Raw genomic sequence first — 25,320 nt, 5'->3', positions numbered from 1 at the left:
GTTTCTACCGGCTGCATTCAGGTCGCCGTGATGGAATAAATACCCCGTTCCGTTGTGAGCACCACTTGACGGTCTTGAATCTCCGCGGCCGTCAACCCGTCCAGCCCGATGACGAAGGCATTGCTTGGCAGCGGGGCTTTGTGGCCTGCCGTAATGACCACGCCGGGGCCGTGCAGCAGAAGAGCGTGGCGATCTCCATACCCGTCGATGGACTGCGCTTGCTGCTGCTGATGTTCAAATCGTTCCAGCCGTAATTCAATCTGGTCTTGATCCTTCTCTTCTTGCTTGGATATGTGCAGCGTGCGGTTGCTATTGGATTGAAGCCAGTTCGTAACCTCTTCGATCGATGGATTCATCATGGACACCTTCCTTGATTTTAGGGTGGCTTCAACTAGTCTGTCCACGAATAGGGTTCGTTATTTCAATCCGGACTGGGTTTCTCCCGCGGGAAGTAGACGGAAAAATTAACGCAGTTCAAACCCTCTTCTTCGATATTACGTGTTAAGATAGTTAAAGAATATGGAACAAACGCATGATACATATGGAGGGGCCATGAGCAAGAAATGGTATTACGTACTCGCCATCCTGCTCGCAGCCTGCAGCTGGATCGGGAATGTCTGGTATTACGAAGCCAACCAACTGGGAAGAACGGTATTCCTCGAGCATCATGTGGAGACAAGGGAAGGGGGAGGCCGCGTATTCGACTTGTATTATGTGGAGGACAAACAAGCAGATAAGAGGTTGAGCTCCATCCGGATCGAAGGTTACCCTGGACAGATCGTGACGCCCTATCCCCGATATGCGGAGTATCAGAGGCAGTACTTAGGAAAAATGATGGTGAACTTAAATGCCCCTGAGAAAAAAGGGACAGGAGAGAAGCTGGAGGAGCCGATTCTTATTCGGGAAGTTACCGCGCTTTATTCCGACGGAAGCTCGGAGCAAGTGAATGTCGGGGAAATATACGTTTGGCCCGGCGTATATCATCAGGAAGATCAAGATCCGATATCGTGGACATCCGGCGGATCTTCCTCCGATCATTCGGGATACGACTCCGCTGTTGTGAAGCGTCCGGTACAGTTAACGGCGTTCTCCTCGAAACTGCTGGATATCGCTCTAGAGGGGCATCTCCGAATCTATGCCGACATTTCAAGTCAAATACCAGGTACCAGCTACCGGTCGCAGCCTTCGGAAGCGCACATCGAGTTAAGAGGCGAGCTCATCGATGAGATTCAGCTTCCACTTAACATTCATAAAGGGGATTCCATTCGAATCAGCCACCAATTTGATATGCCGTCGCTTGAGAAGAGCATGCAGGTTTACCAACTCCTATTGAAAACAACCTTTATGGAGGAAAGCGGTCGCCAGTGGCATGGAGAATCGGTAATTCCCTATCACCCGAGACCGACGGATCAAGAATTGTCGGAATTTGTCCGGGATAGCAGGAGGACACCATGACTAGGGCTTACGGGCGTATGGGCTGGGGCCTGTTGTTTGTAATTGTCGACTTTAAGCTGGACTCGGTGGATATGTTGCCCGATATGCTCGGGTACCTGCTGATCGCTTCGGGACTATGGCGGCTCCAGAAGTTGAACGGATATTTTAAGGCAGGGCATCTGTCGGCTTGGCTGCTGATGGCCTGGTCGGTGTTACAATTGTTTTGGTTTACCGAAGCGGGGATAGACGGCTTACCCGTGCAATCCGCGAAGGATGTATGGATCCAGCTGCCTGCCCTCTGCTTGCATACCGTATTGATTTACGGAATTTGCAGAGGCATCCAGGCGCATTTCGCGGGTAACGCGTCCGGACTGGATCACAAGGCAAGCTTCCGGCTGCACTTATTTATGGCGGGACAGTTCCTGTGGCTGATCGTGTACCCATTCATTTTAAATCTGGATTCGGGCGATATGTTCCTTGTGTTCTTTCTGTGCTCGCTCATCGTAATGGCGGCCGAGATCGCGGTTCTGCTCCTGGTCAGGCTTGCCGTACGGAAATCGACCGAGATCTAGGAATAAAGCGCTATACCCAGGTTTGTTAACGATTATGAAATCAATCATGTTGAACCATTGTCTTTGCTGGGATGATACACGATCGTAACGCCCAACTGGTTATATATTTCTTCGGTGTAGTGATGATCCGGGCAGTGCTTGATCGTTGCCATGTCTTCTTGCCTGGAGATCAGCTTCTGCTCGCAGTCGGGGCATCGGTCCTGGAATAGAGATTTCAGCTTATTCAACATGATCACCACACACCTCCTCAATTTCCGATACAAATACTTGGGTTTATTATAAATCAACAGCGAGGCACATTCAATAGCAATGTGCCCCGGCAACGATATCAAATGAACGGAGATCGATCACCTTGATAGTGCAACTTGTAGTCATGGTCTTTATAGGTATCATCGGTTCTTTTTTCTCAGGGTTGCTGGGAATAGGCGGGGCGATCATTAATTTCCCCTTGCTTCTATATGTACCTTCCTGGTTTGGACTGGAGGCCTTCACCTCCAAGGAGGTCGCATCCATCAGTATGCTGCAGGTATTTTTTGCTTCCTTGTCAGGCATGCTAACCAATCGGATGAGTTCGCGCGGCGGTGAGTCGTACGTTCACAAGCGATTGGTCATCCAGATGGGGGCCAGTACCTTGATTGGCAGTCTGATCGGGAGCCTTTCCTCGATGCTTATGACGAGCGGAACGATTAACGTGATTTATGGATTTCTGGCGGTGATCGCGGTGTTATTGATGATCGTGCCGACCCGGGCATCCATGGAGAACAGATCGGTGAGCGAGGTGACTTACCATGAATGGATTGCGATGGGAGCGGCCTTTATTGTCGGCGGCATTGCCGGAATCGTCGGGGCCGGCGGCGCCTTTATCCTGATCCCCATTATGCTGACGGTTCTTAAGATCCCGACGCGGATCACCATCGCATCCTCGCTCGCGATCGTCTTTCTGTCCGCGGTCGGGGGCGTTATCGGCAAAATCGCCTCGGGCGACATTCCGATTTGGCCGTCCCTGTTTGCCGTTGCCGGAAGCTTGATGGGTGCCCCCATCGGCGCGATTATCAGCCGCAAGATGAACGTCCGCCTGCTGCGGTACGCCTTGGCTCTTCTCATTGCGGTGACGGCGGTCAAGATCTGGATCGATATTTTAGGGTAAGTAAAGAGGTAGAACCTTATTCATCATGATGGAAGAGGAGGAGATGAACGATGAAAACCAATCGGCTGGGCTCTTCGGAATTGTATGTAAGCGAAATCGGGCTGGGCTGCATGTCGCTGGGTACGGACGAAGGACAAGCGGTGAAGCTTATTCATGAAGCGTTGGATCGAGGCGTGAATTTTCTGGATACGGCGGACCTATACGATGAAGGCCGCAACGAGGAACTGGTTGGCAAAGCGGTTCAGGGCCGACGTGAGGACGTCATCATCGCCACCAAAGTGGGCAACCGCCGCGTGCCGGGACAGGAGGGCTGGGTATGGGATCCTTCGAAGGACTACATCAAATCAGCCGTTAAGGACAGTCTGCGCAGGCTGGGTACGGATTATATCGATCTGTACCAGCTTCACGGGGGGACGCTGGATGATCCGATCGAAGAGACGATTGAAGCTTTTGAAGAATTGAAGCGGGAAGGGTGGATTCGATATTACGGCATATCGTCCATCCGGCCGAACGTCATCCGCGAGTATGTCGCGAAATCCCACATCGTCAGCGTCATGAGCCAGTACAGCATCCTGGACCGGAGACCGGAGGAAACGGTCCTTGATCTGCTTGAGGAGAACGGAATATCCGCGATTGCCCGGGGTCCCGTTGCCCGCGGCATCTTGTCGGACCGAGGACAAGCCAAAGCCGAGAAGGGATACCTGGATTACAGCAAACAAGAGCTGCTTGACGTGCTCAAGAAGCTTGAAACGTTTGGAAGAGGCCGGGATTTGTCCCAACTGGCGATTCGTTATGCTTTGGCCCATGCCGCTGTTGCCTGCACCATTCCCGGGGCAAGCTCGCTTGAGCAGCTGCTGCATAACCTGGCTGCGGGGGATTTGGAAGCTTTATCGCCTCAGGACATCCAATCGATCCAGGCGATCAGCCGCGCCAACCAATATGAGGCACATCGGTAACACCGGGAGCGATAAGCGTGTGAATGGTCTATCCCGTTAATCTTTTGGGGCATGAAATATTTATGGTTTGAAGATTTACGGATGAACCTCATTCCCGCATGTTATAATAACCGGATAAGAGCCTGACGTCAGGCGAAATAGTTCATGCCCGCAATCCGCTCTTAGGATCACGGGCTTTTTTGTACCTTATTTGTACTTTATCAATAAATTGGCGTCAAACCTTGGGGAATGTCAAACTTTTTGAGGCGATGGTTCGTTCCAAGGAACGTAAACCGCGCGGCTTATGCCATAATCGTACATGGTGAAAGGATTCTAGAATGATTACCATTGAGCATCTATCAAAAACCTATCGCAAGGGCGCTTGGGCGCTCTTGGATGTTTCATTACAATTGGATAAAGGCATGACGGGTCTGCTTGGACCCAATGGCGCCGGAAAAACAACCTTAATGCGCATCCTGGCAACCTTATTGACGCCGACCTCCGGGCAGGTGAGGGTGAACGGAATATCCCTTGGACGGCCGGAGGAGATTCGGCAGATGATCGGTTATTTGCCGCAGCATTTTCACATTTATCCGCAGCTGACCGGCAGAGATTATCTGGATTATGTGGCGGCCATGAAGGGGATCACGGACCGGAGCGCTAGGTTGAAGGAGATCTCCAGGCTGCTTGAGATGGTCAATCTTCAGGAGAAGGCGGACAAAAAAGTGCGTACGTACTCGGGGGGCATGAAGCAAAGATTGGGCATTGCCCAAGCGCTGCTCGGTTCCCCGGATATTTTGATCGTAGACGAGCCGACGTCGGGGCTGGATCCCCAGGAGCGTGTCCGGTTCCGGAATGTGTTAACCCGTTTCAGCATCGACCGGACGGTCCTGTTGTCCACTCATATCGTAGCGGATATCGAGAGCAACTGCCGCCGCATCGCCGTAATGAACAAGGGGAGATTGGCCATGAACGGCAGCCTGGCCGAACTGCAGGCCTGCGGAAAGGGACAAGTGTGGGAAGCGGTGATGGGGCATGAGGAATTTGCCTTGATGGATCCCATGTCCGTCGTGTCCACTCGAACGGTACCGGAAGGCGTGCTTTGCCGGTTTATCAGTGCAGCGGCCCCAGTGACCGGCGCGTTTCCGGCGGATCCGACCCTGGAGGACGGCTATCTGGCTCTGCTGCGGAGGGATCGCCATGCATAAGTGGTGGAGGCATAGTCTGCTGGAGCTGCGGCTTTTGTTCGGCAATCCCTTGTTTGCCTCGCTTCCGGTCCTCTACGCGATTCTGTTCATCGTCATCATGCTGCAGGCGGCAAGCGGAAACGGACCGAATCATAACTTGTACTCGGCTGCGTATTCCTTTCACATGCTGGGTCATACGATGACGCTGGGTACGGCGATGTTAATCGGCATCTTGTCCATCCGGCGGGATGTCCGCCGTCGGTCGTTTGAATGGAACCACAGCCTGCCTGTGTCCTTCTTCACCCTGCTGTCGTCGAAATATGCGGTCAGCTTGCTGTACTTTTCCCTGTTTACCCTCTCGACGTCGGTTATATTCTATATCCTGTCGGTCAGCCAGGGGATAGCCGGTGATATCGCGATGGTGCATACGATGCAATTCGCGGTGCAGTATGAGGTTTCCTATATGGTGACGCTCGCGCTAGCGATGCTCCTCGGGGCAAGCATACCGAATCGGATCGTGTATTTGATCGGTTTCTGTGCATGGATGTTTGGAACGTTTTTTATGGAAATTTACTTCATCAGCGAATTAAGATGGATGCCGGCCCAAGTGTTTCACCTTAACCAATTCTTCCTTCAATCCAATCGGTTTGAATATGAGAATTGGGGGTACGGCCTACTATCCAAGGATATCCAGCTGTCCCGTTGGTTCGTGCTGGCCTTCACGTTCCTGCTGCTGACGGTGTGTTTGTTCTTGTTAAACTCGAAGCGCCCCACGATGCTGAAAAAGGCAGGGTGGCTGGGCGTGCTGGGGGCTGTCGTGTTGACGGCAGCCGCCGCCGTGCCCTACGGCACGCTTTGGGCGGAACGGTATGCCCAAATTGATGCGAAGCTGGGAGACCCGACGATTTCTTATGTCGATGATCCTGAAAATATTGCCTTCTATCATGTGTCTTCCTATGACATCAAGCTGAAACGGCTGCCAAACGACGAGCTTCGCGTGACGGCGAAGCTAACGATACCATCCTCCGAAATATCGGGCATGAGGCAGCTGCCGTTAACCTTGAACCGAATGTTCAAGCTTGAACGTGTCCAACTCCAGGGCATCGATGCTGCTTATCGCAGACAGGGAGAGCGGATATCGATCAGGATGGTTGGCGATGCCAAGGGAGGGGACCTTCAAGCCGAGCTGGAATATAGGGGCAAGGTGATGGATTTTATGGCCGGGTACTCCAATGAAGAATTTGCGGCCTATAGCGTGGGGCCTGAAGTTAAACTGGAGGGACATATGGCCTGGTATCCGCTTCCGGGTCATCAGGAGGTATATTTAAAGAGTGATAATGGAGACCTTACGTCAAAATATGTTTATCTGGGCTGGCAATACGGCAAGCTGCGCTACTCTGTAGGAGAGATGAAGCTGGTGGTGGAGGGTTATCCGCAACCCTTGTATACAGGAATGAAAGAGCTGGAGCGGAAGCCGGGCTACCAGCGGTTTGAGGACAGGGAGATCGACCAGAATATCTCTCTGTACGGGGGACAATTTTGGAAGGAAATCCACCAGAACGATCTCCCGGTTACCATCGTGACAACGCCTTATCTGGAGAAGGCATCTGTGTCGCTGCTGAGGGATATGAAAAAGAAATATGACTATTTTTCCGAATGGATACCCGAGTTCAACAGCAGGGTCGAGAAGATCTTGTATTTGGGTCAAGGTTTTGATTACCCTCAGGTGAATCATCGCCTGATTCTGTCCTCGAACCACTACACCTATAACTTCGCTAACTTGCCCGGCGAATGGATGAACTCGATTCTGTTCGGCAACCAGGGTGCGTTCCATTATAATTTTGAGCATCCGGAACGAGACGTGCGCGGGAAGATCAGCAGTCTTTTCTGGTATGTGTATTACGTGGAGGAGAAAGGGCTTAGCGATAAACAATTAAGATCGGCTTACGGAAATCTCCGGTCGGTACAGCAGCTGCTGTTCAAAAACGGAAGCGGGGAGGATCCCCAAAACCAAATAGGCATAAGTATGGCCAGACAGGTTAGAAAGGCGCTGGAGGAAGGTAGAGGGAATCAGGTCAAAGAGCTGCTGGTGCAGTTTTATGGGCAGGGGCTGATGCTTCCCGACACCGAACGCAACCCGGCCTTACGACCGGAGAACCCGATCACGTACAAAGAGTGGCAGCAGGAGTGGGATGCCGTGATGAATGTCAAATAATGACGACTATGCACCTGCACGCGGTCGGTTATAATTGAGAAATAGTTATAACGGAAGATGAGAATGCATGTAGAAAGGGGGGGATAGGCATGATTTCCGATCAGCAGCTGTCCGAACGCATGGCTGCCGGCGACCAGGAAGCGTTTGAAATGCTGGTGACGAGGTACCATGGTCCGCTGCTCAGTTATACGACCCAGAGGCTGGCCGACAGGCAAAAGGCCCAGGATATCGTTCAGGAAACCTTTATCCGGCTCATACGGCATCTGAAGCAGCACGGGACGCTCGAGCATGTTCGCTCCTGGCTGTACCGCGTCGCTCTAAATATGTGCAAGGATTATTGGAAAAGCGCATCCTACAGGTCCGAAGGTCTTGCGGGTGAGGAGATGCCGGATGCATACGACCCTGAACCGGGCGCGGAGGAGCTTGTGGAAAGGCAGGAAACTTCCCTCGAAATTGCGGCGTCGCTCGAGACCTTGCCCGATATACAACAGGAAGTCATATCGCTTCGGTTCTTTCATGACCTGAAGCTGCAGGAAATCGCCGACCTGGTCGACCTCCCCTTGAGTACGGTCAAAACGCATTTATATAACGGCTTGAGAAAGCTGAAGAAAACATTGTCCATGGAGCATTCCGATTTGGTTCCCGTCCATTCGTCCCGAAGGACGCGGGAGAAGAGTCCTCAGGAACAGGTACGGAACCGCTCCAAGTCGGAAGAATCTGATTCGCAGAGCAAAGTAAAAGAAAGTGAGGTGTATCTCCATGGATCATCCATTCGATAATGAATTGAGAAGACTTGAAGACGAGCTTCGCGGCCCGCTCAGACGCGCGGCTCTTCCGTCGCCGACACCGGATGAGACGGCCCGGCTCATCGCGTCCCTTCAGGGGGAGTTCAATCAGCTCCGGATTGACCCCGAGTCTCCCAAGCTGGATTTTAATCCGCAGGTCGACCCGCCCTCATTGAAACAGATCCTTCGGAGCCAGATTCGATTGAATCAAAGATCCATTCTGCTCACGGCAGGCGCGGTATTCTGCATGCTGGTCATGCTGATCGATCCGGAATATCCGCTTGATCAATTTGCCGGCTTGCCCGGCGGCATTTTTCCATTGATTACCCCTCTGCTGCTGATCGTATCGATGCTGTTCAGCAGTCGAACCTGGGATAAAGGGATGCGGGCCGTGGAGACGCTGACCCCTTACCCGCCGGCACTGGTCTTGTATACCCGCCTGCTTCTCGTGACGGGCATCGTCGTCGGAATGGCCTTGCTCAGTACCCTTGCGCTCGGGCTTCGATCCATCCAAGCAGAATCCTCCCGCTTTTTATTCGGGCCCTTTATTCTGGAGTGGATGGGCATTCTGCTGGTGACAGGAGGGGCCGCGATGTATATGCTGTTTCGCAAAGGCATGGTCTATTCGCTGATCTCGGCGGTGTTGGTGTACGGCATGTGGATCGTGATACAGGGCCAGATCGTGGACCACGGCGTTTCCATGAGCGGCAAAATGCTGACAGACATGTCCCTGCTTGTGATCGGCTTGATTCTGCTGATTTCTTCCTACGGACGAAGCTTGAAGCTGAACGGAGCCTGGAGATTGGCGAATGATTAGACTGGAAGGACTGGAACGGCAGGCAGGCACGTACCGGCTTGAAATCGAGAAAGCTGAGATTCAATCCGGCCTGAACCTTATCGTGGGGGCGAACGGCGCCGGAAAAACAACCCTGATCGAGCTGCTGACCACGCTGCAGGCGCCCGATGCAGGCGATATACTGTACAGCGGGCGCAGGGCAGGGGATCATTTGCCGCTGATCCGCAGTCAAATCGGGTATGTTCCGGCGGATATCGAGCTGTATGGGGATATGAAGGTCGGCAAGCTGCTGACCTATATGGCCGAATTGAAGGGCGTGTTTAATCCGGAGGCTATTGACAGGCTGATGGCGGACTTTCGGCTGGAGCCTTTCCGCAAGAGCAAGGTCAAGAATTTGTCGCAAGGGGTGCAGCGGCGCATTGCCGTCGTACAAGCGCTGTTAGCCTCACCGTCCTTTCTGTTCTTGGATGAGCCTTTGAACGGCATGGACGCGGAGGAGCGCAAATTTCTCATCACATATCTGACCAAATATGCCAGGGGCCGTATGGTGATCGTTGCGGCCCACGAGCTGAACGAATGGGAAGAGGCGGCGGATACCGTCATCTGGATACACCGCGGCCGCCTCCGGTATATCGGTTCGCCGACCCAATGGAAGCTGAATGTGGCCTCCAGCGTCTGGGAAGGCGAGATCGATTTGGAGGACTTTGAGCGGATACCGCAGGAGCTGCTGATTCACTTTCAAATGACGGAGCATCGGATGAGAGTCAGGCTGATGGGGAAAAAGCAGCCGGGTCCCGAGTTCATGGAGAAGGCGCCTACCTTAGAGGACACCTTTTTCCTACATATGAACGCATTAGCCAGACGCGGCTGAGTATAGCTTGGATCATGAAAAATCATCGCCTTCATTCGGGCGATGATTTTTGCGTTTTCATCCGTTTAAAGCCGTCTACCTGGTCGTTTTTCCGCTCTTATGCCTCCAATTATAAATCCACGAAGCAACCATGGTGGAAGGCAAAAACAAGACTTGCGTATTGTAGTGGAGCTGTTCTTCTTGAAACGACATGTTGTTGTAATACGTTTCCTGATCGCCCCCCCCCGCCTTCGGGGATCTTCCTTTAACGCTGCAATATACCGGTACTGTACGGGAATCATGATCAGGAATGCGGCGACCAGAACGCTCGCAATCATCCACATCTCAGAACTCATACGCACACGCTCCTTTGGTTTATCGTATATGGAAAGCCATATTAATATACACTACGTATAAATCTCGGAATGGATTCAAATATTTACCATATGAACGCCCGTTATGCCGACTTTATCTATCGAAAGCCAATCATCCGTTTCAGAACAGGGTAAGGAAGGGTAGGCACGGTGCGCGTCATCGTTGAACGGCGGCAAGCGACTGTGGCATGAAAGGATGAATTCGGAAGGGAGCGAGAAATCATGGGAACCGTAAGTAAACAGGGAACGGAGAAGGTGGCACTGGTAACGGGCGCTGGCGCGGGAATCGGACGAGGCATTGCCAAGGTGCTGGCTGAAAAAGGCTACCGGCTGGCGATGACCTACAATTCGAGCAAAGAAGGAATCGTGGATGTAGCGGAGGACATCGGCCATACCTACGGCAAGGAGCCGCTTATTATTCAGAGCGATTTGACCGTTCGCAGCGAAGCGGAGAATACGATACGAAAGACGCTGGAAGAATTCGGCCGGATCGATTTGCTGGTGAACAATGCCGGTATCGGTCTATACGACGAGTTGACGGAGCTAGAAGAGGATGCGCTGGACATGACGATGCATCTAGATTTCCGGGCGCCGATGCTGCTCAGCAAATATGCGGTTCGGGAGATGATCGCCCAAGGAATTCCGGGAAACGTCATTTTCATTACGTCCTCCCGGGGAGAGAGGGCCTATCCGAAGGACAGCATCTACGGCGGCATGAAGGCGGCGCTGATCCGCGCGGCGCAATCGCTGGCGCTGGAATGGGCGCCGCATGGCATCCGGGTGAACTGCGTCGCTCCGGGTGCGACGGTTCACAAGCCGGAGCAATCGGCGGAGGAAGAGCCGCTTGGCAGCAAAATCCCGCTGGGGCGATTGGGGACGCCTTCGGACATCGGGGAAGCCATCGCTTGGCTGTGCTCGGATGCGGCTTCCTACATTACCGGCGTTAACCTTCGTATTGACGGCGGCCTGATCTTGCCGGGCATGCCCGAGGATACGTCCCCCGAAGCCGGTTATGGGTGGGGTAAAGTTTATCGAGAGGAGAAGGAATGAAGGGGTTTTCAAATCTCATGCAGAATAAAATATTATATTCCGATGAAATTAGTTGGGTATTACTCTTTTCAAACGAAGGAAAGTATGAGAGAATGGGAGAAATTATGAAATGATCATACTTTCCATATGAAGAAAAGGGAGGAAATACCCATGTCAGAAGAACGCCAATTTTCCATTGAAACGCTAGCGGTTCACGCCGGTCAGGAGCTTGACCCGACCACATTATCCCGCGCGGTCCCTCTTTACCAGACCACTTCCTACGGGTTTAAAGACAGCGAGCACGCAGCTAATCTGTTTGCGCTTAAAGAATTCGGCAACATCTATACGCGCATCATGAACCCGACCACGGATGTATTCGAGAAACGGATTGCAGCGCTTGAAGGCGGGGCCGGAGCGCTGGCGACATCTTCCGGGCAGGCAGCCATCACCTTCTCCATTCTGAACATTGCGGGTGCAGGTGATGAAATCGTTTCCTCCTCGAGTTTGTATGGCGGCACTTATAATTTATTTTCCAATACGCTGGCGAAGCTGGGCATCAAGGTCCATTTCGTGGATTCCACGGATCCGGAGAATTTCCGCCAAGCGATCAACGGCAAGACGAAGGCGCTGTTCGCCGAAACGATCGGCAACCCGCAGGGGAATGTGCTGGACGTGGAAGCCGTTGCTGCCATCGCGCATGAGAACGGCATTCCGCTGATCGTCGACAATACGTTCCCTAGCCCGTATCTGCTGCGCCCGATTGAATATGGAGCGGATATCGTCGTTCATTCCGCGACCAAATTCATCGGCGGCCACGGCACTTCCATCGGCGGGGTCATTGTCGATAGCGGTAAATTCGATTGGACCGCTAATGACAAGTTCCCAGGATTGACGCAGCCGGATCCAAGCTATCATGGCGTCGTGTATACAGAGGCCGTAGGCCCGATCGCCTACATTATCAAAGCGCGTGTGCAGCTGCTGCGGGATATCGGCGCGTCGCTGTCCCCGTTCAATTCCTGGCTGCTTCTTCAAGGGCTGGAAACGCTGCATCTCCGGGTGGAGCGCCATAGCGAGAATGCGCTGAAGGTTGCCAAGTATCTGGAGAATCACGAAGCCGTGGAATGGGTCAGCTATGCAGGGCTGCCGAGCCACCCTTCGTATGAGCTGGCGCAAAAGTACCTGCCGAAGGGCCAAGGCGCCATTCTGACCTTCGGCATTAAAGGCGGGGCAGCAGCAGGGCAGAAGGTGATCGAGAATGTGAAGCTGTTCTCACACCTTGCCAATGTTGGCGATTCCAAGTCGCTTATCATCCATCCGGCCAGCACGACGCATCAGCAGCTGTCCGAAGACGAGCAGCTTACAGCAGGCGTCAATCCGGAACTGCTGCGTCTGTCGATCGGGACCGAGTCCATCGACGATATTTTGTACGATCTGGAACAAGCGATTGCGGCCAGCCAGAAGTAAGACAATCCTGCTATATCGATAGGTAAGACAAAGGGCGCTTTCCCTATTGGGGGAAGGCGCCCTATTTTTGTGATGCCACACGGCAGTTACCCCGTTGATTCGATGTAGTCGATCCAGGGATGACCTTCCGGAAATTGCGTGCGGAGCGATTGGGCCAGCCACTCAACAGCCCCATGGTCCAGGGTGGGGAGGACCGTCCTGAAATCCCGCTCGTCTTTATCGCGGATGTTCCTGCTGCCTCCTTTACACAGGAGTTGTATTTCCGGCTTCAGGTAGGGGATTCCTTGGTCTGTCTTCAACAAGATATCGCGCGAAGCGGTCTTCGGATCGACGGTTGCCGGTGATAGACCCAGCAATCCTGTTCGGTTTCCGTCAACATGAGCTGGAATGCAAATGGAGCTTTGTCATTCCTGCTGACCCATACGTCCCCGACGGAATGCAGATACTCGCCTTCTTCCCATAACGACAAGTTTCCTTGATCGGCTTTGTACAGCGTCCAAGCTTTGGCTAAGGCGGCGTAAACATCGGCCTGCTCTTCGCGATGGATCAGGATATCGGTATCGCTGTGTTCTCTGGTCTGCTCTCCCAAATGCAAATCTAACGCCCATCCTCCTGCGATATACCAATGAACAGGGATTTTCGCAAAAATCCCGGCAGCCTCCGATACGCTGACGGGTTCCCAATGGTCATAATCGGTTCGCATGTCCATGCCTCCTCTTTGTTCTCTCGCTTCGGCCCGTTCCTCCATTATAAATGGTCGGGAAATGGTCGGGGGCGGATATTTTTTCGATCGGCGTTTATCCCGTGCGCTGTATATTTCCAATTGTTTCATAATAACCTGTAAAGAAGCGTTTATCCAATTCAAGGTGAAAGGGAGTAGAAGGATAACCATGACGGAAAGGCATTGGGGAGCAGGCAGTGAATTGGGAGAGCGTTTATGGGAAGATAAGAAGTTTATCGAAGCAGAGGACATCACGGCAAACGATTTTTCTCCCGAGACGGATCTGCTGAAGCATTTTGCTATGGCAGGAGGAGTCACCCATGAGGAGGTATTGCTGTTGCTGGCATCGCCTGATGACATTGAAGAAGCCCTCAGGGTTTCGGGGATTCGTCATAACGGCACGGACAGACCTTCCTTGACCCGACTGCTGGGGTGGAGTGACAGGAACCGAAGACTGAAAGTCATGAGCCGATCCGCGGATCCTGAATCCATCACACGTGATCTCGAGCAGGGTGCTCAGGGAATCGGACTGATACGCGGTGAGGATGCTTTGCAGCATGGCCTGCTGCAGGAGGTATATTCGGCATGGCTGAATTCACGGAGCGCGGAGAAGAGCGCTTTGTTAAGACGAAGACTCATTATGTTATGGGTGACGTATTGGGTGTCGGTGTTTCAAGCGGCAGCCGGAGCCCGATGCGCGATCAGTTTGCTGCAAGATGCCCGGCTTTCCAATACGATGGATTTACGCGAGGCGCAGGATGCTCAGCTCGAGTCGTTGTTCCGGGCGATGGAGCAGTGCGGGGCGGAAGGCATAGACTGCCATTTAGAGCTGTTGGCTGTGCGTCCGGCACATGCGGATGAGTTTATATCGATCCATAATTTTATCGAAGAAGTGGCGGAGCAGACGCTGATGGATCAGAAGCGTTTTGTCCGAATCCGTTACGGGGCGTTGCTTGGCGAAGGAATGAGCCCGTCGGCTGCGGCGGAGATTGCCCGTTTGGCCGATGTGCTGGTATTCGATTGCGAAGGCATAGGAGATTCCGCATCATCGGATGAAGCAGGTCAGAAGGTCTCGGCGTTCTCGGAGATGATCAGTCGAATCAGACGGACGAAGCCGCAGTTGACGCTCCGGATCAATGGCGTAGGCACTGCGGATTTGCGGATGGTGTACCGGCAGGGCATACACGAGGTATGCTGTCATTCTTCGGAACTTGCGGCCATACGGATAACCGGCGCAAGATTGGAAATGCGGCGCAGATGTTCCACGATCATCGATTGATGGAATGAGAGCGCTTTATACGGTTTGGTTCATAAGAGAGGTCCTTGCGAACAAATCGCTAGGACTTTTTTTACGTTTGGTAGCTCATCTGTCTCATATGTGTGGACAACAACTCCGATAGTGCTCTTCAGAATTTAAAATGACGTGAAAAATATGGTTTACAAATGAAAGCAAAGTGAGTATGATACATATAAAGTTGTACGAAGGAAAATAAATTGTATAAGTTCAAAAATGATTCTCATTCTCATTTAGCATGCTGCTCCGGCCTAGCCGGGGCAGCATGTGTCATTTTAAGGGTAGTAATAATGGATTTCATTCTCAACTAGGAAGGTGATTGGTTATGCAATGGATACAAAATCAAACGACAACTGGACGCATATCGACAATAGAAAATGGAGCCGATCCGCGTGAGCCGAGGCAGCCGGGGAAATGGGATATCCGCAGCCTGCTGAGCAATGCGGAGGTAGTGGCTGCGCTGGGCAGCGGGTTGCTGATGCTGGTGGCCTGGCTGACCAGCCAATGGTCTGAGCCGCTCTCCGTTGTGCTGTACGTGATATCCTACGCCGTCGGCGGATGGGTGAAAGCCAAAGAAGGCGTCGAGACCCTTCTGAAGGAACGCGATCTGGATGTGAACCTGCTGATGATCGCTGCCGCTATGGGGGCTGCAGCGATCGGATACTGGAACGAAGGCGCGATGCTGATCTTCATCTTTGCCCTCAGCGGAGCGCTTGAGAGTTATACGATGGAAAGAAGCCGCAAGGACATCTCATCCTTGATGGAGCTGCAGCCGGAGACGGCCCTTCGCATCGAGAAGGGGGAAATGGTGTCGGTATCCATTAACAAGCTGGAGATCGGCGATCTCATTCTGGTGAAGCCGGGCGAGCTGATTCCGGCAGACGGCAAAATCTATCGCGGCAGCTCCTCCGTGAACCAGGCCTCCATTACCGGCGAATCCGTGCCGGTCGATAAGTCCGTAGGCGATGAAGTGTTCACAGGCACCTTAAACGGGGAAGGGGTCCTGTATATTGAGGTTACCCAATCGGCGGAATCTACGTTGTTCGCCAAGATCGTCCGGCTGGTGGAAGAAGCGGAGAACGAGGTGCCGGAATCGCAGCGGTTCATCAAGCGGTTCGAATCGATATATGCCCGCGTCGTTGTCATTGCGACCGTGGCGTTGATTGTTCTGGCCACTCCCGTTCTGGGATGGGATTGGGATACTACCTTCTACAAAGCGATGGTGTTTCTCGTGGTGGCATCCCCTTGCGCGCTGGTATCTTCCATCATGCCTGCGATGCTGTCGGCGATTTCCAATCGTGCCCGAAAGGGCGTCTTGTTCAAGGGCGGCGCCCATATCGAGAATATGGCGCGTACGGCGGTTGTCGCATTTGATAAGACCGGTACCTTGACGCTCGGCACACCCGTGGTTACGGATTTTATCGCAGGCGAGGGATGGGATCGGCACGAACTGCTCGGCATCAGCGCTTCCATCGAACGGATGTCGAAGCACCCGCTGGCCCTGGCGATTGTCCAATCGGCCGAAAAAGAGGGAGCTCCGCTGCAGCAGGTAGAGAACGGTCAGTCCATCACTGGCTGGGGCATGCAGGCGGAAGTCGCGGGAGTCACCTGGAAAATAGGCAAAAGCGACATACTGGAGGAAGGGACCGAAGATCCGCGTTCGGGTGCGATTTCCGATCAAGATGAAAGCTTGGGCGCGGTTCAAGAGAATCGCCAGCACTGGCTGTCCATTCGGGACACGCTGGAATCCGAAGGAAAAACGGTATCCGTTATCCTGAAAGGGGACAGCATCGTGGGCATGATCGCGCTGCAGGACGCGGTCCGTCCTCAGGCGGCCATGGCCGTTAAGCGGCTCCAGCAGCTGGGTATCAAGGTAGCGATGCTGACGGGGGACCGCAAGGCGACGGCAGAAGTCATCGCCAAGCAAAGCGGTGTCGACATGGTGTTCTCCGACCTGCTGCCGGAGGATAAGGTTACCCATATTAAGGACCTGCGTGCCCGTTATGGCCATGTGGTCATGGTAGGGGATGGCGTGAACGATGCACCGGCGCTGGCCACGGCAACCGTCGGCATCGGCATGGGCGTTTCGGGAAGCGGAACCGCGCTGGAGGTGGCGGATGCGGTGCTAATGAACGACAACATCGATGAAATCGCCGGTACCGTTAAAGTGGCACGCAAGGTTCAACGCATCGTGAAGCAAAACATGATCTTTGCCATTACCGTCATTTTGACACTGATTGCAGCCAATTTCATCGAGGGCGTAGCGCTGCCGCTCGGGGTCATCGGCCACGAAGGAAGCACGATTCTGGTCATCCTGAACGGGCTTCGTCTCCTGCGCAGCAGCCGTTAATGGACTGAGTATCATCTGCAATGACAAATCGTCCCCTTCTTTTCCTTGCTGGAGAAGAAGGGGATTTTACTGGGGGCAGCGAAATAAACAGGCTGCTTGAAATCGTGGAATATGAGAGGTGATCAGCAATATGGCATTTTTTTACGACTCTCCAAGGGGAGCTGCTTATTCCTGGCTGATTGATTATGCGATGGAGCGGTCGGCGGTATTCGTGTTAGCAAGGCGCGGAGAGTTCCAGCTCATGGAGGAAGCCGAGCGTGTGTTCTCGCAGCTTGAGCCTTATCTGATCGAAAAACGCAAGATTAGCGAGCACGATATCATGAAGCGATTGGATGAGGAGACGATGCATGGCAACGGGATTGAATACGGAGCAGGCACTTACTACATCTATGGGTGCTGCGAGGAAGCCGCTGTTGTGTTGAAGCAGGCGGCGGATGATCTGTTTGCATGGCAGCATCCCCATCTGCCGGAGGATTTGAACTTTTGGGATCAGGATGGACAGGACCTCTTACATAATGTAGCTCATGAACGAATGGGCGGGCTTCAGATCGGCAAAGTAGAAGCCGAGAACATATCGGCCATGGTTCCGGGCCTGTTTCTAAGCCGTCCGGAACATAAGAAGTTTGAAGTGTTCTGGCAGGATGTATTGTTTCATAAACCGCGCAAGCTTGAAATTTTCGGTTTTGGCATCCAGGAGATTCCTGAAAGCATCGGAGAGCTGAAGGAGCTGAAGGAACTTATGATCCATGAAAGTTACGTCACCAGACTGCCTGCGGCCCTGTTTGGTCTAACGGAATTAGAGGATTTAACGGTATATACGGAGGATCTGGTGGAGATTCCGGCGGAGATTGGTGATTTGACCAAGTTAAAACGCTTGAATATCGCGTGCGGGAGTTATCATGGACCTACAGATCATGTGATCCGGAGAGAGGAAGTATCGTTGACGCGGGTCCCTCCGGAGATCGGACGATTGAGGTTGCTGGAGCTGCTTAGTATGAATTACACGGGGATTATGGAACTTCCCATGGAGATGGGGCAGCTGCAGAATCTGAGTTTCCTTGACCTAAGCCGAAACCAACTCCAGAGCGAGCCGGAATTCATAGAGAAACTGACGGGACTTTCGTATGTTAATCTGTCGGATAACCGGTACAATCCAAGTCCTCAAAATCAGTTTTAGGGTGATTACATTGAATAATCAGAGCATTTGGAAAATCATGACCTAGCTAAGAATCCCTCTGAGCTCGCATGGCGAGTACAGGGGGATTTGTTCATGTATCGCGTTTTTGCTTCGGAACTTCATCAAACATTCATCTTCCCACCGTTAATCGTGTGGTGGAAGTCTTTTCGCAACCCAAAATTCTTCTAACCTGATCTCAGCGCACTCCTGACCTCGAAGTAAACGTTTTACAACGAGGTGTTCTTTCGAGCACGAGATTCATTTTTTCGAAATAGTAAATTCCCCAGCGGTTTATGAAGAATGGATTAACAATATTTGCAGTTGGGGTGTGATGTGACATATTGACAGACGGCTCCGATATAACCATAATTAATATTAATTTATAATGATTATAATTAAGTGTTCCATATATAGGAGGGAAACGATATGTACAAATCCGTTATTATAGGCACAGGCCCTGCCGGGCTTACGGCTGCCATTTATCTGGCTCGCGCGAATTTGAGCCCGCTCGTCATTGAAGGTCCGCAACCTGGCGGACAGCTGACAACCACGACCGAAGTTGAAAATTTCCCGGGGTTTCCCGAAGGCATCATGGGTCCTGAGCTGATGGACAATATGCGTCAGCAGGCGGAACGTTTTGGCGCGGAATTTCGTACAGGCTGGGTGAACAGCGTGGAATTCGGAGAGCGTCCGTTCAAGCTGGACGTTGACGGAATGGGCGAGGTGGTTGCAGAGACGCTGATTATCTCTACGGGCGCAACGGCCAAATATCTCGGCATTCCGGGAGAGCAGGACAATGTGGGACGCGGCGTCAGCACTTGCGCAACCTGCGACGGATTCTTCTTCCGCGGGAAAGAGATCGTTGTTGTCGGCGGCGGCGATTCCGCGCTGGAAGAAGCTAACTTCCTGACCCGCTTTGCATCCAAAGTAACGCTGGTTCACCGTCGGGAGGAGCTTCGTGCATCGAAAATCATGCAGGATCGCGCCCGTGCCAACGAGAAAATCGAATGGGCGTTGAACCGCACGCCGCAGGAAGTCATTGCGGACGAGACAGGCGTTAAGGGCATCAAAGTGCTCAACAATGAGACTGGCGAAGAAGAGACGATTACGGTCAGCGGCGTGTTCGTGGCGATCGGCCACCATCCGAACACCGGTTTCCTTGGCGGAAGCATTACGACCGACCCGAACGGATATATCGTAACGACTCCGGGAACATCCGAAACGAATATCCAAGGCGTATTTGCTTGCGGCGACGTGCAGGACACCCGTTACAGACAAGCGATCACGGCAGCAGGAAGCGGCTGTATGGCGGCTATGGATGCGGAGAAATACATCGAGAGCTTGGAACACAGCGCTGTCGTGTTGTAAACTGATAGATAGAGATCGAACCGGCTGTAAGCAGCCCAAATCATGAGTAGAGGAGACTGACCGACATGGAAAACGTGATTGTATACACTTCGAACAACTGCCCGCACTGCAAACAAGTAAAAGGCTTCTTGTCCGATCAAGGCATCGAGTTTGAAGAGCGCAACATCGAGCAGAACGACGAATTCGCGCAGCAGGTATGGGATATGGGCGTTCGCGCGGTACCTCTCACCATCATCGGTGAGCACCGTATTCTTGGCATGAACAAGATCCAGTTCAACAAAGCGTTGAATCCTGAAGCTTAATCTCATCAGCATGATGGCAAGCCAATCGCTTGCTTATGATAAAAAGCTCCTTCCCGAGGTTCGGGAAGGAGCTTTTTTTGTTGCCGAGCCATGCTCATGCTGCCATACGTTCGTACAAATCATGTTCACTTGCTGAAAAACAGGCTCATGATGATCTGGAATACGACGTATGCCGCCACGCCGGAGCCGAGGAGAATGAAGCCGGCTTTTTTCTTGCCTTGAAAAAAACGCATAATGGCGAGACTGAACAAAGGTGCGATAACTAGGAGAAACAGCAATACGGTCACAAACATTTGTGCCGATATTTCCGCAGTGCTTACATAGGTCATTTGAGCGTTTCCTCTCCCTTTTGTATAACGATCACACGTTTCTCCGTGAGGAGAATCGTGATTTAAATTACAGGACGAGATTAATTATAGCGGAAAATCGCTGGATTTTCCTTAATATGATGGGCGCTAATTACGACAAAATATCGTCAATTTTAATGAATCGGCATGGAGACCCGTACCGGGCTGAGAAATTGCGAAATGGCAGAGTAGGCCGCACCGATCATGGTAGAGCGGCTGCCCAGCTCCGCAAACCGGATCTCCATCCGCTCACGGTGGTATGGAAGCGTGCGCTGGGCAACGACCTGCTGGAGCGTTTCTTCGATCCAAGCCCGGGCGTCGGACAGCGGACCGCCGATGATGACCGATTGCGGATTGAATCCGTTGACAAGATTGGTTATCCCAATGCCGAGATAGCGTCCGAGCTCCTCGAAATGCCGGATGGTCTCCTCATGGCCGAGCTCGGCATGATGGACAAGCTCGGACGTCCGCCTGGACGGAAGAACGGCATCTTTGCCGTCGTAGGATTTCTCCGAGGCGTACAGCTCCCAGCAGCCGCGGTTGCCGCAGCTGCATTCCCGTCCATCGGCTTCGATGGACATATGGCCGCTTTCGCCGGCATATCCGCGGGCTCCCTTATAGAGCTCGCCATTGATGATAATGCCGGAGCCGATACCGCTGCCGGCACTGATATAGAGGAGATGGCGGGCGTCCCGGCCGGCTCCGAAGCGCAGCTCGCCCTGGGCACCCGCGTTCGCTTCATTGTCGATGGTGACGGGGAGTCCGAGCTCAAGCTCGAGCTGCTCCTGCAGCGGGACCATGTCCCACCCCAGGTTGGGGGCGAAGAGGACGGTGCCGTCGCCGTCGACCATCCCCGGGACGCCCACGCCGATCCCGATGATGCCGTACGGGGAGGGAGGGGCTTGACGCATCAGGCTGTGGATCATGCCCACCATCAGCCTCGTCACCGATTCAACGTCGTGCCCTTCAAGCGCGGTGTCTTCTTCGGCAAGGATCCGTCCTTCCAGATCGGTAAGCACGGCGGTTATCTGCTTCACGCGCAGCTCGACGCCGATGGCATACCCGGCTTGTCCGTTAAACAGCAGCAGCTGCGGCTTCCTGCCGCCGCTGGATTCGCCGGGCCCGATTTCCTGGACCAGGTGGTTGCTGCACAGCTCCTGCACAAGATTGGAGACGGTTGCCTTGTTGAGGCCTGTCAGCTTGGACACCTTCGCCCGGGAGACCGGCGCGTGTTGACGTATCGTATCGAGAATGATGGAAGTGTTTATTTTCTTGACCAGAGCCTGGTCACCGGTAATATTCGTCATGTGTGTTCATCCTTTTAGTCTTGCTTTCCTAATCCAGTTAGGCTTGTGAGACTTGATATGCTCATAGTCTAGGGGCAAAGCCCGGAAAATGCAACAGCCCGTAACGCCGCATAAGTCACGGAATCATTAATGAGCCGGATCCGGTGGGCGATGTCTTCATCCGAATGTGGAGGGATGGTGTACCCTGGATTAGACGGGGAACATGTCCTTTGCCGCAGGAGCGAAACCGTCCCACGGCAGGCGGAATCGGTTTTGAAAAACTTGTAAAGGAATAACTTTGTTTAACCAATAGACAAAGTGGTGGAGCTGTGATAGGATAACCTTGTAAGCGTTAACCACACCTTAACAAGGTATAGGAGGATTTATTCATGGCCTATTTTAACAACATTAGCAAAGTCGAGTACGAAGGCAGCAAATCGACCAACCCTTATGCTTTTAAATTTTATAATCCGACAGAAGTCGTAGCCGGCAAAACGATGGAAGAGCATCTCCGTTTCGCGATGGCTTACTGGCATACATTGACTGCAGGCGGCTCCGATCCGTTCGGTGCCGACACGGCAGTTCGTCCTTGGGGCAACTACTCCGGCATGGACCTTGCCAAAGCACGCGTTGAGGCAGGCTTTGAATTCATGGAGAAGATGAACCTTCCGTATTTCTGCTTCCACGACGTGGACATTGCACCGGAAGGCAGCAGCCTGCGCGAGTTCTACAGCAACATCGATACGATTGTGGACTCGATTGAAGACCATATGAAGTCCACCGGCAAAAAACTGCTGTGGAACACGGCCAACATGTTCACGAATCCTCGTTTCATGCACGGTGCGGGCACTACGTGCAACGCCGATGTATACGCTCATGCGGCTGCGCAAATCAAGAAGGGCCTCGAAGTCGGCAAACGCCTCGGCGCCGAGAACTACGTGTTCTGGGGAGGCCGTGAAGGCTACGAGACCCTGCTGAACACGGATATGGGCCTAGAACTGGATAACCTGGCGCGCCTGTTCCATATGGCGGTGGATTACGCGAAGGAAATCGGCTTTGACGCCCAGTTCCTGATCGAGCCTAAACCGAAGGAGCCGACCAAGCACCAATATGACTTCGATGCGGCTACTACGATTGCATTCCTGCAGAAATACGGTCTCGACAAGCACTTTAAATTGAATCTCGAAGCAAACCACGCCACGCTGGCCGGTCATACCTTCGAACATGAGCTTCGCGTAGCACGCATCAACGGCATGCTCGGTTCCCTCGACGCGAACCAAGGCGATATGCTCATCGGATGGGATACGGACGAATTCCCGGTTAACATCTATGACGCTACATTGACGCTGTACGAAGTGCTGATGAACGGCGGCCTCGGCCGCGGCGGCGTGAACTTCGACGCGAAGGTTCGCCGTCCATCCTTCGAGCCGGAAGATCTGTTCCATGCGCACATCGCCGGTATGGATACTTACGCAAAAGGCTTGAAAGTGGCAGCGAAGCTGATCGAAGACCGCGTATTCGAGGACTTCATCGCGAAGCGCTACAGCAGCTTTAATGAAGGCATCGGCGCAGACGTCGTAAACGGTAAGGCTACGCTGGCTTCCCTTGCGGAATACGCGCTGAACAACGAGTCCCCTCGCAAAAACGAATCCGGACGCCAAGAAATGCTGAAGGCGATCCTGAATCAGTACATTCTTGCGAATTAATTCATAACGGTACGGCTGTTTAAGCTTGTTCCATGAAATCCAAAACCTTCACCGGCTCCCTCCAGGGATGCCGGTGTACTTATTTCAAACCGGAAACGATGGCGAGCGACGGTCGGCAGTCATTGGAGGCATGCCCCGGGACCAGACGATGTGCCCAGGGAGAAATGCCAACGATGTTTTCATGTTCGGTTCATGAGGAGAAGAAGGAGGATATAGATGAGTTACGTTATCGGAGTTGATTTGGGGACCAGTGCCGTGAAGACCGTGCTGGTGGACCGCAGCGGCACGGTGGTTGCCGAGCATTCGGAGTCATACCCGCTGAGCCAGCCGAAGCCCGGTTACAGCGAACAGCGGCCGGAGGACTGGGTAGACAAAACGGTATTGTCGTTACGAGAATTAATGAAAGGAAACAACATAAATCCATCCGAGGTTGAGGGCTTGAGCTTCTCCGGCCAAATGCATGGTTTGGTCCTGGTAGACGGAGAGGGCGCCGTGCTGCGGCCGGCGATCCTGTGGAACGATACCCGGACAACGGCGCAATGCCGCCGCATCGAGGAGACCTTGCAGGAGAAACTGCTTGGCATTGCACGCAATCGCGCGCTGGAAGGCTTCACTTTGCCGAAGATTCTCTGGGTTCAGGAGTTTGAGCCGGAGCTGCTGGAACGGGCTGCCCTGTTCCTGCTGCCTAAGGATTACGTGCGTTTCCGCTTGACCGGACAATACGCGATGGACTACTCCGATGCAGCCGGAACGCTGCTGCTGGACGTGGCCGGTAAATCCTGGAGCACCGACATTTTGGATGCTTTCCAGCTGCCGCACACCTTATGCCCGCCGTTGGTCGAATCCTTCGACGAATGCGGCACGCTGCTCCCCGAGATCGCCGAGCAAGCCGCTCTGCTGCCGGAGACGAAGGTGTTTGCCGGCGGAGCGGACAACGCCTGCGGCGCTATCGGGGCCGGCATTCTCGAAGAAGGGCAAACGATGTGCAGCATTGGTACATCGGGCGTGGTGCTGTCCTATGAGGAGCGTCGTGAGGTGGATTTTGAAGGGAAGGTCCATTTCTTTAGCCATAGCGAGAAAGATGCTTATTATATCATGGGGGTAACCCTAGCAGCGGGATACAGCCTGACCTGGTTCAAGGATACCTTTGCTCCCGATGTTTCCTTTGACGCGCTGTTAAGCGATATCGGGAATATCCCGGTAGGCAGCGGCGGGCTGCTGTTCACGCCGTATATTGTCGGCGAACGCACGCCCCATCCGGACGCCACCATCCGCGGCAGCTTCATTGGCATGGACGCCGGGCATAAGCTGCCTCACTTCGCGCGTTCGGTACTCGAAGGGATCACGTTCTCTCTCCGCGAATCCATCGATATCCTCCGGTCATCGGGCAAGCAGATCGACCGCGTGATTTCCATTGGCGGCGGAGCCAAGAACGAGACCTGGCTGCAAATGCAGGCGGATGTGTTTAACGCCGAAATCGTGAAGCTGGAAAGCGAGCAGGGCCCGGCCATGGGCGCGGCCATGCTTGCAGCTTACGGCTGCGGCTGGTTCCCAAGCCTTCAGGATTGCGCGAAGGCGTTTTTGCGGCAGGCACGCTCGTATTCTCCAAACCCGCAAGCGGTTCAGGCCTATGACAAATTGTTTGGACTCTATCAAAGCGTATACGGAGCCACGCGTGAGCTTGGCGCGGAGCTGTCCGAATTCCGCGGATAACCTACAGATGTTGAAGAGCAGGTCGGGAAGACATTTCTCCCGGCCTGCTTTTTTTGCGTGAACGCTCCGGACCGCATATACTTGAAGCAGGTTGAAGTCATAAGCAGGTTACGCCGGGGAATGAGGGTCAAACCTCTTCGATGGGAACCGGTTTGGATATCGAGTTTCAGGTTCCTTTTATTGGATGGCCTGTGATCATTGTGTAACATCTGCGGCCAATCCGATTAAGGATGGCGCGGGAAGTGTAAAAAAAGTGATGGGGGGACGC

At 53.2% G+C, this 25,320-nt stretch carries 25 protein-coding genes; 18 read left to right on the top strand and 7 right to left on the bottom strand.

The genetic code is table 11. The annotated features are described in order from the left end of the window. Positions 1-17 precede the first annotated feature (17 nt). The gene (locus M1D70_RS27625) at positions 18-359 is read right to left on the bottom strand and encodes a hypothetical protein (protein WP_456288475.1); all 342 of its coding nucleotides are present in this window, start codon (positions 357-359) and stop codon (positions 18-20) included. A gap of 193 nt (positions 360-552) precedes the next feature. Between M1D70_RS27625 and M1D70_RS27620 the strand changes: the two genes are divergently transcribed. Further along, positions 553-1,455 carry a hypothetical protein gene (locus M1D70_RS27620; protein WP_009594082.1) on the top strand — a complete coding sequence of 301 codons (903 nt, stop codon included), beginning with the start codon at positions 553-555 and terminating at the stop codon, positions 1,453-1,455. After that, on the top strand, positions 1,452-2,006 hold the full coding sequence (locus M1D70_RS27615; RefSeq protein WP_009594076.1) for a hypothetical protein: 555 nt from the start codon (positions 1,452-1,454) through the stop codon (positions 2,004-2,006). The genes M1D70_RS27620 and M1D70_RS27615 overlap by 4 nt, the downstream gene beginning before the upstream one ends. Positions 2,007-2,050: 44 nt before the next feature. On the opposite strand, the gene M1D70_RS27610 is transcribed toward M1D70_RS27615, so the two are convergent. Continuing rightward, positions 2,051-2,236 (bottom strand): hypothetical protein, encoded by a 186-nt coding sequence (locus M1D70_RS27610; protein ID WP_036673163.1) that lies wholly within the window; start codon positions 2,234-2,236, stop codon positions 2,051-2,053. A 122-nt stretch (positions 2,237-2,358) separates the two neighbouring features. Here M1D70_RS27610 and M1D70_RS27605 point away from each other — a divergent pair, with 122 nt between their 5' ends. The 7 genes from M1D70_RS27605 (at position 2,359) to M1D70_RS27575 (ending at position 9,942) form a co-directional block, all read left to right on the top strand. Then, the gene (locus M1D70_RS27605) at positions 2,359-3,153 is read left to right on the top strand and encodes a sulfite exporter TauE/SafE family protein (RefSeq protein WP_009594117.1); all 795 of its coding nucleotides are present in this window, start codon (positions 2,359-2,361) and stop codon (positions 3,151-3,153) included. Positions 3,154-3,203: 50 nt separating this feature from the next. Next, the gene (locus M1D70_RS27600) at positions 3,204-4,109 is read left to right on the top strand and encodes an aldo/keto reductase (protein ID WP_456288474.1); all 906 of its coding nucleotides are present in this window, start codon (positions 3,204-3,206) and stop codon (positions 4,107-4,109) included. Between the two features lie 317 nt (positions 4,110-4,426). Continuing rightward, entirely contained in the window at positions 4,427-5,296 is an 870-nt protein-coding gene (locus tag M1D70_RS27595; protein WP_009594107.1) for an ABC transporter ATP-binding protein, read from the top strand. Further along, entirely contained in the window at positions 5,289-7,490 is a 2,202-nt protein-coding gene (locus M1D70_RS27590) for an ABC transporter permease (protein WP_456288473.1), read from the top strand. Before M1D70_RS27595 ends, M1D70_RS27590 begins: the two co-directional genes overlap by 8 nt. An 89-nt stretch (positions 7,491-7,579) precedes the next feature. Continuing rightward, positions 7,580-8,269 carry an RNA polymerase sigma factor gene (locus M1D70_RS27585; protein ID WP_009594062.1) on the top strand — a complete coding sequence of 230 codons (690 nt, stop codon included), beginning with the start codon at positions 7,580-7,582 and terminating at the stop codon, positions 8,267-8,269. Continuing rightward, positions 8,250-9,092, top strand: coding sequence for a hypothetical protein (locus tag M1D70_RS27580; protein ID WP_456288472.1), 843 nt, complete (start codon positions 8,250-8,252; stop codon positions 9,090-9,092). The genes M1D70_RS27585 and M1D70_RS27580 overlap by 20 nt, the downstream gene beginning before the upstream one ends. Then, complete coding sequence (locus M1D70_RS27575; protein WP_009594050.1) at positions 9,085-9,942, top strand: ATP-binding cassette domain-containing protein; 858 nt, start codon at positions 9,085-9,087, stop codon at positions 9,940-9,942. Before M1D70_RS27580 ends, M1D70_RS27575 begins: the two co-directional genes overlap by 8 nt. Before the next feature lie 75 nt (positions 9,943-10,017). Here M1D70_RS27575 and M1D70_RS27570 read toward each other — a convergent pair whose 3' ends face one another. After that, positions 10,018-10,134 carry a DUF3949 domain-containing protein gene (locus tag M1D70_RS27570; RefSeq protein ID WP_456288471.1) on the bottom strand — a complete coding sequence of 39 codons (117 nt, stop codon included), beginning with the start codon at positions 10,132-10,134 and terminating at the stop codon, positions 10,018-10,020. 383 nt (positions 10,135-10,517) lie between these two features. On the opposite strand from M1D70_RS27570, the gene M1D70_RS27565 reads away from it, so the two are divergent. Together M1D70_RS27565 and M1D70_RS27560 are read left to right on the top strand one after the other, a co-directional pair. Then, the gene (locus M1D70_RS27565; protein ID WP_009594055.1) at positions 10,518-11,345 is read left to right on the top strand and encodes an SDR family NAD(P)-dependent oxidoreductase; all 828 of its coding nucleotides are present in this window, start codon (positions 10,518-10,520) and stop codon (positions 11,343-11,345) included. Between the two features lie 150 nt (positions 11,346-11,495). Continuing rightward, on the top strand, positions 11,496-12,788 hold the full coding sequence (locus tag M1D70_RS27560; protein WP_009594125.1) for a homocysteine synthase: 1,293 nt from the start codon (positions 11,496-11,498) through the stop codon (positions 12,786-12,788). 86 nt (positions 12,789-12,874) lie between these two features. On the opposite strand, the gene M1D70_RS27555 is transcribed toward M1D70_RS27560, so the two are convergent. Together M1D70_RS27555 and M1D70_RS27550 are read right to left on the bottom strand one after the other, a co-directional pair. After that, entirely contained in the window at positions 12,875-13,087 is a 213-nt protein-coding gene (locus tag M1D70_RS27555; RefSeq protein ID WP_456288470.1) for a hypothetical protein, read from the bottom strand. Further along, positions 13,084-13,491: a nucleotidyltransferase domain-containing protein gene (locus M1D70_RS27550; protein WP_456288469.1), complete on the bottom strand. Its 408-nt coding sequence runs from the start codon at positions 13,489-13,491 to the stop codon at positions 13,084-13,086. The genes M1D70_RS27555 and M1D70_RS27550 overlap by 4 nt, the downstream gene beginning before the upstream one ends. A gap of 187 nt (positions 13,492-13,678) precedes the next feature. Between M1D70_RS27550 and M1D70_RS27545 the strand changes: the two genes are divergently transcribed. The 5 genes from M1D70_RS27545 (at position 13,679) to M1D70_RS27525 (ending at position 20,000) form a co-directional block, all read left to right on the top strand. Then, positions 13,679-14,788 (top strand): PEP-utilizing enzyme, TIM barrel domain protein, encoded by a 1,110-nt coding sequence (locus tag M1D70_RS27545; protein ID WP_456288468.1) that lies wholly within the window; start codon positions 13,679-13,681, stop codon positions 14,786-14,788. Between the two features lie 340 nt (positions 14,789-15,128). Beyond that, positions 15,129-17,153, top strand: coding sequence for a heavy metal translocating P-type ATPase (locus M1D70_RS27540; protein WP_456288467.1), 2,025 nt, complete (start codon positions 15,129-15,131; stop codon positions 17,151-17,153). A 130-nt stretch (positions 17,154-17,283) separates the two neighbouring features. Beyond that, positions 17,284-18,330 (top strand): leucine-rich repeat domain-containing protein, encoded by a 1,047-nt coding sequence (locus M1D70_RS27535; RefSeq protein ID WP_456288466.1) that lies wholly within the window; start codon positions 17,284-17,286, stop codon positions 18,328-18,330. Between the two features lie 426 nt (positions 18,331-18,756). Further along, positions 18,757-19,698 carry a thioredoxin-disulfide reductase gene (trxB, locus tag M1D70_RS27530; RefSeq protein ID WP_009594070.1) on the top strand — a complete coding sequence of 314 codons (942 nt, stop codon included), beginning with the start codon at positions 18,757-18,759 and terminating at the stop codon, positions 19,696-19,698. A 65-nt stretch (positions 19,699-19,763) separates the two neighbouring features. Further along, positions 19,764-20,000 carry a glutaredoxin family protein gene (locus M1D70_RS27525; RefSeq protein WP_009594069.1) on the top strand — a complete coding sequence of 79 codons (237 nt, stop codon included), beginning with the start codon at positions 19,764-19,766 and terminating at the stop codon, positions 19,998-20,000. 125 nt (positions 20,001-20,125) lie between these two features. Here M1D70_RS27525 and M1D70_RS27520 read toward each other — a convergent pair whose 3' ends face one another. Further along, positions 20,126-20,329, bottom strand: a complete 204-nt coding sequence (locus M1D70_RS27520) for a hypothetical protein (protein WP_009594106.1) — start codon at positions 20,327-20,329, stop codon at positions 20,126-20,128. 152 nt (positions 20,330-20,481) lie between these two features. Continuing rightward, the gene (locus tag M1D70_RS27515; protein ID WP_456288465.1) at positions 20,482-21,654 is read right to left on the bottom strand and encodes an ROK family protein; all 1,173 of its coding nucleotides are present in this window, start codon (positions 21,652-21,654) and stop codon (positions 20,482-20,484) included. A gap of 368 nt (positions 21,655-22,022) precedes the next feature. Here M1D70_RS27515 and xylA point away from each other — a divergent pair, with 368 nt between their 5' ends. Both xylA and xylB read left to right on the top strand, forming a co-directional pair. Then, complete coding sequence (gene xylA / locus M1D70_RS27510) at positions 22,023-23,339, top strand: xylose isomerase (RefSeq protein ID WP_009594057.1); 1,317 nt, start codon at positions 22,023-22,025, stop codon at positions 23,337-23,339. A 216-nt stretch (positions 23,340-23,555) separates the two neighbouring features. Then, positions 23,556-25,052 carry a xylulokinase gene (gene xylB / locus M1D70_RS27505; protein WP_456288464.1) on the top strand — a complete coding sequence of 499 codons (1,497 nt, stop codon included), beginning with the start codon at positions 23,556-23,558 and terminating at the stop codon, positions 25,050-25,052. The last annotated feature ends 268 nt before the right edge of the window (positions 25,053-25,320 follow it).

Source organism: Paenibacillus sp. AK002, assembly GCF_053903045.1.
The sequence above is the reverse complement of the archived record's forward strand: the minus strand, read 5'-3'. Positions and strand labels throughout refer to the sequence as shown.